Consider the following 11,898-nt stretch of genomic DNA (forward strand, 5'->3'; position numbering starts at 1 on the left):
CCTCGTATGCCCTCAGGGGGGCCTCTTCAGGGACTGCCCGTACGTCTTGGGGTGGGTCGGGTGGTGCGGTCTCTCCTTCGGTGTCGATGGCTGATGTCCATGACAACGGTGCCGTGTCACCGTGTCGTGCGGCTGCCGGCACGGGGACTGGGCCTGAAGCGGCTCCCTCGCGGCGATTCCCGCGCGGCTTGGGGCCGTGGATCGCGGGTACGACGCATAGCGAACATGTCCCACTGTGTGATTTCCCCCTCCCGGCCCACCGTGAAACGGGCGAGTACGGGATGCTGGAGATAACGTTCGTTCACTTGCGGCGGAGTCGTTTGGGTGGAGGCAGCGATGGGTGAGACTGGGCCGATCCGCGTGGTGGTCGCCAAACCGGGGCTGGATGGCCATGATCGCGGGGCCAAGGTGATCGCGCGGGCGCTTCGGGACGCGGGTATGGAGGTCATTTATACGGGCCTGCACCAGACCCCCGAGCAAATCGTCACGACGGCCATCCAGGAGGACGCTGACGCGATCGGGCTCTCGATCCTCTCGGGCGCGCACAACACGCTGTTCGCGAAGGTGATAGAGCTGCTGAAGGAGCGCGAGGCGGAGGACATCAAGGTGTTCGGGGGCGGGATCATCCCGGAGGCGGACATCGGGCCGCTGAAGGAGCTGGGGGTGGCCGAGATCTTTACGCCCGGAGCCACGACGACCTCGATCGTCGACTGGGTGAACGCGAATGTCCGGGAGCCGGCGGGCGCTTGATTCCCCGGCCCGGACCCGACCCGACTCCCTCGGCCTGCCCGAACTGCCCCGGCCCGGACCGGCGTGATCCGACCGGCGTGGACTGCCCCGGCCCGGACCGGCGTGGACTGCCCCCGGTCGGCCGGGGGCTCGGGTCCTCGCCGGGAGACTGGTGGTGACGTACCGCGACGCGTGAACGCGGGGTGTGACGGCGAGGGCCCGACCGCGTGGGCCGGGGCCGTCCGGGGTGGTCCAGGGCTGTTCGGGGCCGCCCGGTCCGCCCCTGTCCGGAGTGGTCCCGACCCCGGACAGGGCCGGACCGGGCGGGCTACCGCTGGGGCGCGCCCCCAACCGGGTCGGTCGCCTCGGCGGGGGCGGACAGCTCAAGCAGCATCGTCTCCCGCAACCGCAAGGTCGACACCAGCCGCTGGAACGCCTCCGACCAATACCCTCCCGCGCCCGGCGATGAGCCCTCCGCTTCGTCCGGCGTCGCCGTCAATAGGTCGAGACGGCTCGCCTCCGACGGGGAGAGACAGCGCTCCGCCAGACCCATCACCCCACTGAAGCTCCATGGATAGCTCCCCGCCTCCCGCGCGATGTCGAGCGCGTCGACCACCGAGCGCCCCAGCGGATCGGCCCAGGGCACCGCGCAGACGCCCAGGAGCTGGAACGCCTCCGACAGTCCGTGCGCGGCGATGAACTCCGCCACCCAGGCCGCCCGCTCCGCCTGCGCCAGCGTCGCCAGTAGCTTCGCCCGCTCGGCGAGCGACGAGGTGCCGGGGCCCGTCTCCGGAGGAGTGCCGGGTGCGCCGAGGAGTGCGCGGGACCACTCCGCATTCCGCTGGCGCACCGCCGCCCGGCACCAGGCCGCGTGCAACTCTTCGCCCCAGCCGTCGGCGACGGGCAGCGCGACGATGTCCTCAGGCCCCCGCCCCCCGAGCCGGTCCGTCCAGGTGGCGAGGGGGGCGGCCGCTACCAACTGGCCGAGCCACCAAGATCGTTCGCCCCGGCCGGTGGGCGGGTTCCGGGTCACTCCGTCCCGCTGCATATCCGCGTCGCACTCGTGCGGCGCCTCCACGGCTATCGCCGGACCGTCCCCGCCCCGGTCCAGGGAGACGCAGGTCGCCGCCCGCTCGGCCATCCGACCGGCGAGCGCGGAGCCCGGCAGCGCGGAGAGCAGATCGGCCGCGGTGGCGCGGACATTACGGCTGCGATCGGCCAGCGCCTGCTCCAAGAAGGGTTCGTCCGCGTCGGACAGCCCGGTCCGCAACGAGTCCAGGAACATCAGCCGGTCCTCGGCCCGCTCCGTCGCCCAGGTCCCGGCCAGCAGGGCCAGGGCCTCGCCCGCGTCCTGCTTCCGGCCCGCCGCGAGCAGCGCGACCCGCTCGGCGAACAGCCCCTCCTCCCAGAGCTTGTGGACCGCCTCCGTGTCACTCGCGTCGGGGAGCCGGGTGCCGCCGCCGGACGAACCGCGCAGCGCGAACTTCCACTCCGGATTGAACCGGGCGAGCCACAATCCCCGCGTACCGGCGAAGGCCAGAGCCTGGGGCCGGAGGTCCGTACGCGCCCGTGCCGCGTCGAGCAGCGCGGGCAGCAGGACCGGTGGTGTTCGGTATCCGCGTGCATTGGCCGCCGCCAGCCACTGCGGGAGCAGCTCGGTGAGATCCGGAGCCGTGCCCCGACGGCCTCCCGACGACGGGGCGGACCGGTCCGCCAGCAACTGCGCGAGCCGACGGGCGGCCGGTGCGGGCGGCAGTGGCCGGCCGTCGTGCGGCGCGGGATCCGGCCGGGCGGCGGCGCTCGCCGGCCGAAGCCCCGCTCTCCGTCGGACGGTGTGGATCGCCGCCGCGTCCAGCAGGGCCGCGGGCGCCTCCTTGCCCCCGGCCATGACGGGTGCCGGTGGGGTGCGGCGGTCAGTGCCGAGGAGGGCGGTGGTGACGAGCTGTTCCCAGAGCGAGGTATCGGTGATGCCGGTCATGGCGTCCTCCGGACGGTCACGGTGGGTGTGGGAGTGGAGTGGTCGGGATTCAGGGTCGGGGGGTCGGGTCGGGGTCGGGGCTGTGCGGGAGGTTGAACGGCGCGTGGGGATCGATGGCCATCCGGGGGCCGTCCGACCGCCTCCAGCAACAGGTAGGCGCGGGGGGCCCGACCGAAACCGAGGGGGCTCCGGTGGAGCCGGAGGGGAACGGTGCCGCCCCCTCCGGCTCCACCGGCGCACCGCACCCGTCGCCCAGGGAACGGAGAGCGACGGTCAGACGAGGGTGATCGTCGCCGGATCGTCGCCCGACCAGGCCGCCAGCGGTGTCACACCCCGGTGGCCGCACTCCCCGAACACCGTGACCGGCCCGCCCCCCGACAGGGCCGCCAGCCGCCACAGCCCCGAGCGGGACAGTGCAGCGGTCGCGATCGGCAGTGCGGAGCCGCCGTCCGCGTCGGCGAGCTGCCAGCCGTCGCCGTCGGGGACCGGTATGACATCCGTGAGCGTCACCGGCCAGGAGTCCAGCCAGGGATCGTCGCGCAGGGCCCGTCCGTACTCGTCGAGCGCCGTCGATGTCGATCCGCCCGGTGGCGGGGATCCGGTCGGGACGGGCATCCCGAACCGATCACCCAGCTCGGCCCGGAGCTGAACCGCACCCGCGTACGGGATTAGCTCAGCCTCGATCTCCCTTCCCACGGGCAGCGCCAGCAGCGGTGCCCGGCCCGCCGCGCCGAACGACAGCAACAGAGCGGTGCGCCTCGACTCCCTCCCGTACACCCATATACGGCGCGTGGTTATCCTCGCGTCGGACGAGTCGTACTGAGCGAGGATCAGCCAGTGGTCCCGGACCGGAGACTCCGCGGCCGGCGAGGTGAGGCCCACCCTCGTACGCACTGTCGCGGCCAGCGGTTCCGGCAGTCGGTCGCGGCCCAGCCACGCCGAATCCAGCAGATGAATCAGCGCGCACTCCTCCAGGAGCCGCACCGGCCAGCCCGCGCCCGACCCCGGAACGGCCCCCAACTCCCGGACCCGCGCGGCGAGTCCCGGGGCCTGTGCATCGACCATCCGGGCCGCCGTCTCCTCCCAGAGGCCGTACCCCTCCCGCTCGACCGCGGCCAGACCGCCCCGCAGGAGATCCTCCAAACGCTGCTCCAATTCCGTCGCCCCCGAACTGATCCGTCCGGCCCGAAGCTCCGCCCTGCGCCTGGCCGCCGCCGGGTCGGCGGCAGCACCTGACGGCCCCTCGCCCGGCTCCCCCTTCTTCTCCGACGCGCGCTCGCGGCGGCTCTCCAGCCACTCCTCCGCCCAGTCCGGCGCGCTGCCGGCCCGCACTGCTTCGTCCTCCGCCGACCAGAGCAGCAGTAGCCCCAGCGCGTGCTTGCACGGGAACTTCCGGCTCGGGCAACCGCACTTGTACGCCGGGCCCGAGGTGTCGACGACTGTCTGATACGGCCTGCTTCCACTGCCCCTGCACAAGCCCCATACAACCCCCGCGTTGTTGACGCCCGCGTCCGACCATGGGCCGGACGTGTTCAGCCTGCTTCCCGCCTTACGTGACGCGTCGTCAGGAGCAAGTGCCAGCACCTGTTCCGACGTCCAGCGCACCCCCTGCTGATTCATGTCTCCGACGGTACGGGCTACCACTGACAATCGGCTCTGACCTGCAACGACGCCCGGTCCGGGGTCGATTGTCAGTGGCGTGGTGCAGGCTGGGAACCACATCGGGTCGACGATCTGGAGGGGGAGACATGACCGTGTCCGAAACCGGCGCGAGCGTCGGTGCGGGGGCTGCCGCGGACACCGGCGCCCAGGCCCTGCGACCGCACGCGGAAGACGCCTTCGCGGCCGAGCTGACGGCACTCGCCGCGGCCGACGACCGCCCGCGCCCCGTCGGTTGGCGACTGTCCCCCTGGGCCGTCGCCACCTATCTGCTCGGCGGCACACTGCCCGACCGTACGGTGATCACCCCCAAGTACGTCGGCCCGCGGCGGATCGTCGAGGTCGCGGTCACCACGCTCGCCACCGACCGCGCGCTGCTGCTGCTCGGAGTGCCGGGCACCGCCAAGACCTGGGTGTCTGAGCATCTGGCGGCGGCCGTCAGCGGTGATTCCACCCTGCTGGTCCAGGGCACCGCGGGCACCCCCGAGGAAGCGATCAGGTACGGCTGGAACTACGCGCGCCTGCTCGCCCACGGCCCGAGCCGGGCCGCGCTCGTCCCCAGCCCCGTCATGCGCGCCATGTCCGACGGCATGACGGCGCGGGTCGAGGAGTTGACCCGGATCCCGGCGGATGTGCAGGACTCGCTCATCACCATCCTGTCCGAGAAGACCCTGCCGATCCCCGAGCTGGGAGAGGAGGTGCAGGCGGTCCGCGGGTTCAACATCATCGCCACGGCCAACGACCGCGACCGCGGAGTCAATGAACTCTCCAGCGCGCTGCGCCGCCGCTTCAACACCGTCGTGCTGCCGCTGCCCGCGACGCCCGATGACGAGGTCGACATTGTGTCCCGGCGCGTCGACCAGATCGGTCGTTCGCTGGACCTGCCCGCCGTGCCCGAGGGCCTGGAGGAGATCCGCCGGGTCGTCACCGTCTTCCGGGAGCTCAGAGAAGGGGTCTCGGCCGACGGCCGCACCAAGCTCAAATCGCCTTCGGGCACGCTCTCCACGGCCGAGGCGATCTCCGTCCTCACGGGTGGGCTCGCCCTCGCCGCGCACTTCGGTGACGGGGTGCTGCGCTCCGGTGACGTGGCCGCCGGCATTCTCGGCGCCGTCGTCCGGGACCCGGCGGCGGACCGCGTCGTATGGCAGGAGTATCTGGAGACGGTGGTTCGCGAGCGGGACGGCTGGAAGGACTTCTACCGTGCCTGCCGTGAGGTGAGCGTATGACCGCTCCCCTGCTGCTCGGAGTCCGCCACCATGGACCCGGCTCGGCGCGTGCGGTCCGGTCCGCGCTGGCGGCTTCGGCGCCGTCCGCCGTGCTGATCGAGGGCCCGCCCGAGGGTGACGCACTGCTGCCGCTGGCGGCCGACGACCGGATGCGACCGCCCGTCGCGCTGCTGGCCCATGCGGTGGACGATCCCGGCCGGGCGGCGTTCTGGCCGCTGGCGGAGTTCTCGCCGGAGTGGGTGGCGATCCGCTGGGCCCTGGAGCATGGCGTCCCGGTGCGCTTCATCGACCTCCCGGCCGCGCACTCACTGGCGCTGGCGGCGGCTGAGGAGGCCGCTGAGGCGGCGGAGGGGGAAGCCGCCGCCCGGACCGCGGCCGTGGACCCGGAGTGGGATGTCGTCACCGAGGGCGCCCGGAGCCGTCGGGCGGGCGATCCGGAGTGGGACGCCGTGCCGGACGGCGCGCGGGCGTGGGCCGGAGCCGCCGCCGACCCCGCCGCCGACCCCGCCACCGACCATCAGCCGGGACTCACTACCCACCCTCAGCGGGGGCCCGCCACCGACCCCGCCACCGGCCCCGAGCAAGGCACCGATCCCGCCACCGAGCGGGGGCCCGTCTCCGATCCGGCACCGGATCCCGACCCCGGACCGCCGGGGGACGCCGGCGCGGGCATCCGGATCGATCCCATCGCCGTGCTCGCCGGTACCGCCGGGTATGACGACCCCGAGCGGTGGTGGGAGGACGTCATCGAGCACCGCGGCCGGGGCGACGGCGATCCGCTCGCCCCGTTCGCCGCGCTCGGGGAGGCCATGGCCACCCTGCGCGCGACGTATGGACACGGGGGCCACGAGCGGGACCTCGTCCGCGAGGCCCATATGCGGCTCCGGCTGCGGGCCGCTCGCAAGGAATTCGGGGATCGGATCGCCGTCGTCTGTGGGGCCTGGCATGTGCCCGCGCTGGCGGCGAAGACCACCATCGCCGCCGACAAGGCCCTCCTCAAGGGTCTGCCCAAGGTCAGGACCGAGCTGACCTGGGTGCCCTGGACCCACCGCAGGTTGGCCCGGCACAGCGGTTACGGCGCGGGCATCGAATCGCCCGGCTGGTACGGGAACCTCTTCCAGGCACCCGACCGGCCCATCGAGCGCTGGCTGGTCCGCGTCGCCGGGCTGCTCAGGGACGAGGGCCGGCCGGTGTCGTCCGCCCATGTCATCGAGGCCGTCCGGCTCGCCGAGACCCTCGCCGCCATGCGGGGGCGTCCACTCGCGGGGCTGACGGAGACCATCGACGCGGTACGGGCGGTGATGTGCGACGGCTCCGATGTGCCGCTCGACCTCATCCGGGACCGGCTCATCGTCGGAGACGTCATCGGAGAGGTCCCGGACACCGCGCCCGCGGTGCCGCTCCAGCGGGACATCAACAGAATCCAGCGGAGCCTGCGGCTCAAGCCGGAGGCGCTGGAGCGGGAGTTGGAGCTGGATCTCCGCAAGGAGACCGACGCGGCGAAGAGCCGGCTGCTGCACCGGCTCCGGCTGCTCTCAGTCGGCTGGGGCGAGCCGGTCACCGGACGCGCCGGCACCGGCACCTTCCGGGAGAGCTGGCGGCTGGTGTGGCGACCTGAGCTGTACGTCCGGGTCGCCGAGGCCGGGGCCTGGGGCACCACGGTCCCCTCCGCGGCCAGCGCCAAGGCGGCGAGCGTGGCGGGCACGACCACCACTCTCGCCGAGCTCACGACGCTCGCCGAGCAGTGTCTGCTGGCGGAGTTGACCGACGCACTGCCCGTGGTGATGCGCGCGCTCGCCGACCGCGCCGCGCTCGACACGGACGTCGGTCATCTCGCCCAGGCCCTGCCCGCCCTGGCCCGCTCCCTGAGATACGGGGACGTGCGGGCCACCGACACCGCGGCCCTCGCCGAGGTCGCCACCGGTCTCGCCGAGCGGATCTGTGTCGGTCTGCCGCCCGCCTGCACTGGGCTCGACGCGGAGGGCGCGGCCCGGATGCGCGGTCATCTGGACGCCGTACACAGGGCGACGGGACTGCTGCCGGACGCGGCCGAGCTGGTCGGGCGCTGGCGTTCCGTGCTGAGGGGGCTCGCCGCCCGGGACACCGTGTCCGGCGTGATCCGGGGCCGGTCCGCCCGGCTCCTCCTGGACGACGGAGGGCTCGACGAGCGGGAGGCCGCGCGGTTCATGAGCCTCGCGCTCTCCTCCGGCACCCCGCCCACCGAGGCCGCCGCATGGATCGAGGGGTTCATCGGCGGGGGGTCGGGCGGCGGGATGCTGTTGGTCCATGACGAGCGGTTGCTCGGACTGGTCGACGCCTGGCTGACCGGAGTGCCCGCCGAGGCGTTCATCGATGTGTTGCCGCTGCTGCGGCGCACCTTCTCCGGCTATGAGCCGGGGGTCCGGCGCACCCTGGGCGAGTTGGTCCGGCGCGGCCCGGTGGCGGCTCCGGGCGGTCCGGCCCGGTCCGGCGCGGAGGTGCCCGGTTTCGGCCCCGATCCGGATCGCGGGCGGGCGGAGGCCGTCATGCCGGTGCTCCGACTGCTGCTCGGCCTCGACACCGGTGTCCCCTCGACCGGTGACGCCTCGACCGGTGACGCCTCGACCGGTGACGCCTCGACCGGTGCCGGACCGGCCGGTGCCGGACCGGCCGATGGCAGTCCGGCAGATGGCAGTACGACCGATGACAGTCCGGCTTGCGACAGTCCGACCGGTGGCAGCCCGACCGGAGACAGCGGGACCGGCGAGCGTCCGGCGGGCGGGGGTAGGACCGGCGATGGGGCCGTCGGCGGCCCGGCCGGTGAGAGTGCGGTAGGCGGCGGAGCGAACGACCTCGCGGGGGTGGGGCAGTGATGTCCACAGTGGAGCAGACAGCGGCGGACGAGCGCTCGCGGCGCTGGCGGCTCGTCCTCGGCGGTGGGCCCGCCGACGGCACCGGTTGCCCACTGGCCCCCGCTGACCTGGGGATCGACGGGGCCCTCGCCGCCCTCTACGGCCGGACCGACGGCGCGGGCGACGGCAGGGGCGGCCCCGGAGGCTCGCGCGGCGCCGGCCTCGGCGCCTCCGCGCCCTCCGTCGCCCGCTGGCTCGGCGACATCCGGACCTACTTCCCGAGCTCGGTCGTGCAGATCATGCAGCGCGACGCCATCGACCGGCTCGGCCTCTCCACCCTGCTCCTGGAGCCCGAGATGCTGGCGGCGGTGGAGGCGGACGTCCACCTCGTCGGCACCCTCCTCTCCCTCAACAAGGTGATGCCCGAGGCGACCAAGGAGACCGCCAGGGCCGTGGTCCGCAAAGTGGTGGACGACCTGGAGAAGCGGCTCGCCACCCGCACCAGGTCCACGCTCACCGGGGCACTCGACCGCTCCGCCCGGATCAGCCGGCCCCGCCATCGGGACATCGACTGGGACCGTACGATCCGGGCCAATCTCAAGAATTACGTCCCCGAGTTCAACACCGTCGTCCCCGAACGACTGATCGGCTACGGGCGGGCGTCCCAGTCGGTGAAGAAGGAGGTGGTGCTCTGTGTCGACCAGTCCGGTTCGATGGCGGCGTCCGTCGTCTACGCCTCGGTGTTCGGCGCCGTCCTGGCCTCCATGCGCTCCATCGCGACCCGGCTCGTCGTCTTCGACACCGCGGTCGTCGACCTCACCGACCAGCTCGACGACCCGGTCGATGTCCTCTTCGGTACCCAGCTCGGCGGCGGCACCGACATCAACCGGGCGCTCTCCTACTGCCAGTCGCGGATCACCCGTCCCGCCGACACCGTCGTCGTGCTGATCAGCGATCTGTACGAGGGTGGCATCCGGGACGGGATGTTGAAGCGGGTCGCGGCGATGAAGGCGTCGGGGGTGCAGTTCGTGACGCTGCTCGCACTGTCGGACGAGGGGACACCCGCCTATGACCGTGAGCACGCCGCCGCACTCGCCGCGCTGGGCGCCCCCGCCTTCGCCTGTACACCGGATCTCTTCCCCGATGTCATGGCGGCGGCGATAGAGAAGAGGCCACTCCCCATACCCGATCTGTGACCGTTATCACCACTCATGTGTGAGCTGGGATTTAGGGACCCACGTTCCGCGGGGATAACCTGCGAGACGGACATGCCGCGTGCCCGGTCACCGTGTGCGCCTCCCTTGTGACATCGCAGTCACGTTGCCCTTCGCGGCACGCCCACGCAGAAAACGAACCGCGATCATCAGAAAAGGGACGGACGCGCGTGGACCTGTTCGAGTACCAGGCGAGGGACCTCTTCGCCAAGCACGGTGTACCGGTGCTGGCCGGTGAAGTCATCGATACGCCTGAGGCGGCGCGCGCAGTGACCGAGCGTCTCGGCGGCCGTTCGGTCGTCAAGGCGCAGGTCAAGGTCGGCGGCCGCGGCAAGGCCGGTGGCGTGAAGCTGGCCGCCAGCCCGGATGAGGCGGTCGAGAAGGCCGGTCAGATCCTCGGCATGGACATCAAGGGCCACACGGTCCACAAGGTCATGCTGGCGGAGACCGCGCCCGACATCGCCGAGGAGTACTACGTCTCGTACCTCCTCGACCGCACCAACCGCACCTTCCTGGCCATGGCCTCCGTCGAGGGCGGCATGGACATCGAGGAGGTCGCGGCCACCAAGCCCGAGGCCCTCGCGAAGGTCCCGGTCGACGCCAATGAGGGCGTCGACCTGGAGAAGGCGCGCGAGATCGTCGCCGCCGCGAAGTTCCCGGCGGAGGTCGCCGAGCAGGTCGCCGACATCATGGTGACCCTGTGGAAGACCTTCATCGCCGAGGACGCCCTCCTCATCGAGGTCAACCCGCTGGCCAAGGTCGCCGACGGCCGGGTCATCGCCCTCGACGGCAAGGTCTCCCTCGACGAGAACGCCGACTTCCGCCAGCCGGAGCACGAGGCGCTGGAGGACAAGGACGCGGCCAACCCGCTGGAGGCCGCCGCCAAGGCCAAGAACCTCAACTACGTCAAGCTCGACGGTGAGGTCGGCATCATCGGCAACGGCGCGGGGCTGGTCATGTCCACCCTCGACGTCGTCGCCTACGCCGGTGAGGCGCACGGCGGTGTCAAGCCCGCCAACTTCCTCGACATCGGTGGTGGCGCGTCGGCCGAGGTCATGGCCAATGGCCTGGAGATCATTCTCGGCGACCCGGACGTCAAGTCCGTCTTCGTCAACGTCTTCGGTGGCATCACCGCCTGTGACGAGGTCGCCAACGGCATCGTCCAGGCCCTGGAGCTGCTGAAGACCAAGGGTGAGGACGTCACCAAGCCGCTGGTCGTCCGCCTCGACGGCAACAACGCGGAGCTGGGTCGCAAGATCCTTTCCGACGCCAATCACCCGCTCGTGCAGCGTGTGGACACCATGGACGGCGCGGCCGACAAGGCCGCCCAGCTCGCGGCGAAGTAAGGGATTCAGACCACCATGGCTATCTTCCTCACCAAGGACAGCAAGGTCATTGTCCAGGGCATGACCGGTGCCACGGGCATGAAGCACACCAAGCTCATGTTGGGTGACGGCACCAACATCGTCGGCGGCGTCAACCCGCGCAAGGCCGGTACGAGCGTCGACTTCGACGGCACCTCCGTACCCGTCTTCGGCTCGGTCGCCGAGGCGATGAAGGAGACCGGGGCCGACGTCTCCGTACTCTTCGTGCCCCCGGCCTTCGCCAAGGCCGCCGTCGTCGAGGCGATCGACGCCGGGATCCCGCTGGCCGTCGTGATCACCGAGGGCATCGCGGTGCACGACTCCGCCGCCTTCTGGGCCTACGCGACCAGCAAGGGCAACAAGACCCGGATCATCGGCCCGAACTGCCCCGGTCTGATCACCCCCGGTCAGTCCAACGCGGGCATCATCCCGGGCGACATCACCAAGCCCGGCCGGATCGGCCTGGTCTCCAAGTCCGGCACGCTGACGTACCAGATGATGTACGAGCTGCGGGACATCGGCTTCTCCTCGGCCGTCGGCATCGGTGGTGACCCGATCATCGGCACCACCCACATCGACGCGCTCGCGGCCTTCGAGGCCGACCCGGAGACCGAGCTGATCGTGATGATCGGCGAGATCGGCGGCGACGCCGAGGAGCGCGCGGCCGACTTCATCAAGGCCAACGTCACCAAGCCGGTCGTCGGCTACGTCGCGGGCTTCACCGCCCCCGAGGGCAAGACGATGGGCCACGCCGGCGCCATTGTGTCCGGTTCGTCCGGCACCGCGCAGGCGAAGAAGGAGGCCCTGGAGGCCGCGGGCGTCAAGGTCGGCAAGACTCCGACCGAGACCGCCAAGCTGGCGCGAGAGCTGCTCAAGGGCTGATCTCACTCCCGCTCC

General features: G+C 71.9%; 8 protein-coding genes. 6 read left to right on the forward strand and 2 right to left on the reverse strand.

All coding sequences use genetic code 11. From position 1 onward, the window contains the following. The first annotated feature begins 336 nt into the window (after nt 1–336). Nucleotides 337–750, forward strand: a complete 414-nt coding sequence (locus tag ACH4S7_RS08450) for a cobalamin B12-binding domain-containing protein (protein WP_398520705.1) — start codon at nt 337–339, stop codon at nt 748–750. Between the two features lie 307 nt (nt 751–1,057). Here the strand turns inward: ACH4S7_RS08450 and ACH4S7_RS08455 are convergent, their stop codons facing one another. Continuing rightward, nucleotides 1,058–2,707 carry a DUF5691 domain-containing protein gene (locus ACH4S7_RS08455; protein WP_398520334.1) on the reverse strand — a complete coding sequence of 550 codons (1,650 nt, stop codon included), beginning with the start codon at nt 2,705–2,707 and terminating at the stop codon, nt 1,058–1,060. A 273-nt stretch (nt 2,708–2,980) separates the two neighbouring features. Further along, the gene (locus ACH4S7_RS08460; protein ID WP_398520335.1) at nt 2,981–4,327 is read right to left on the reverse strand and encodes an SWIM zinc finger family protein; all 1,347 of its coding nucleotides are present in this window, start codon (nt 4,325–4,327) and stop codon (nt 2,981–2,983) included. Between the two features lie 128 nt (nt 4,328–4,455). On the opposite strand from ACH4S7_RS08460, the gene ACH4S7_RS08465 reads away from it, so the two are divergent. The 5 genes from ACH4S7_RS08465 to sucD all read left to right on the forward strand — a co-directional run bounded on the left by ACH4S7_RS08465 (nt 4,456) and on the right by sucD (nt 11,883). Continuing rightward, nucleotides 4,456–5,592 carry an AAA family ATPase gene (locus ACH4S7_RS08465; RefSeq protein ID WP_398520336.1) on the forward strand — a complete coding sequence of 379 codons (1,137 nt, stop codon included), beginning with the start codon at nt 4,456–4,458 and terminating at the stop codon, nt 5,590–5,592. Then, entirely contained in the window at nt 5,589–8,444 is a 2,856-nt protein-coding gene (locus ACH4S7_RS08470; protein ID WP_398520337.1) for a DUF5682 family protein, read from the forward strand. Before ACH4S7_RS08465 ends, ACH4S7_RS08470 begins: the two co-directional genes overlap by 4 nt. Beyond that, a complete protein-coding gene (locus ACH4S7_RS08475) occupies nt 8,444–9,619 on the forward strand; it encodes a VWA domain-containing protein (protein WP_398520338.1) in 1,176 nt (391 codons plus the stop codon). Before ACH4S7_RS08470 ends, ACH4S7_RS08475 begins: the two co-directional genes overlap by 1 nt. Before the next feature lie 188 nt (nt 9,620–9,807). Next, nucleotides 9,808–10,983, forward strand: a complete 1,176-nt coding sequence (sucC, locus tag ACH4S7_RS08480) for an ADP-forming succinate--CoA ligase subunit beta (protein ID WP_398520339.1) — start codon at nt 9,808–9,810, stop codon at nt 10,981–10,983. Nucleotides 10,984–10,998: 15 nt separating this feature from the next. Next, nucleotides 10,999–11,883 carry a succinate--CoA ligase subunit alpha gene (gene sucD / locus ACH4S7_RS08485; RefSeq protein WP_398520340.1) on the forward strand — a complete coding sequence of 295 codons (885 nt, stop codon included), beginning with the start codon at nt 10,999–11,001 and terminating at the stop codon, nt 11,881–11,883. The last annotated feature ends 15 nt before the right edge of the window (nt 11,884–11,898 follow it).

This window comes from Streptomyces sp. NPDC020965 (assembly GCF_044333555.1).
Taxonomy (GTDB): Bacteria; Actinomycetota; Actinomycetes; order Streptomycetales; family Streptomycetaceae; genus Streptomyces.

What these genes read in the sequence shown, in the direction of transcription:
- ACH4S7_RS08450 (WP_398520705.1), top strand. Translation starts at nt 337, where the DNA reads ATGGGTGAGACTGGGCCGATCCGCGTGGTGGTCGCCAAACCGGGGCTG.
- ACH4S7_RS08455 (WP_398520334.1), bottom strand. Translation starts at nt 2,707, where the DNA reads ATGACCGGCATCACCGATACCTCGCTCTGGGAACAGCTCGTCACCACC.
- ACH4S7_RS08460 (WP_398520335.1), bottom strand. Translation starts at nt 4,327, where the DNA reads ATGAATCAGCAGGGGGTGCGCTGGACGTCGGAACAGGTGCTGGCACTT.
- ACH4S7_RS08465 (WP_398520336.1), top strand. Translation starts at nt 4,456, where the DNA reads ATGACCGTGTCCGAAACCGGCGCGAGCGTCGGTGCGGGGGCTGCCGCG.
- ACH4S7_RS08470 (WP_398520337.1), top strand. Translation starts at nt 5,589, where the DNA reads ATGACCGCTCCCCTGCTGCTCGGAGTCCGCCACCATGGACCCGGCTCG.
- ACH4S7_RS08475 (WP_398520338.1), top strand. Translation starts at nt 8,444, where the DNA reads ATGTCCACAGTGGAGCAGACAGCGGCGGACGAGCGCTCGCGGCGCTGG.
- sucD (WP_398520340.1), top strand. Translation starts at nt 10,999, where the DNA reads ATGGCTATCTTCCTCACCAAGGACAGCAAGGTCATTGTCCAGGGCATG.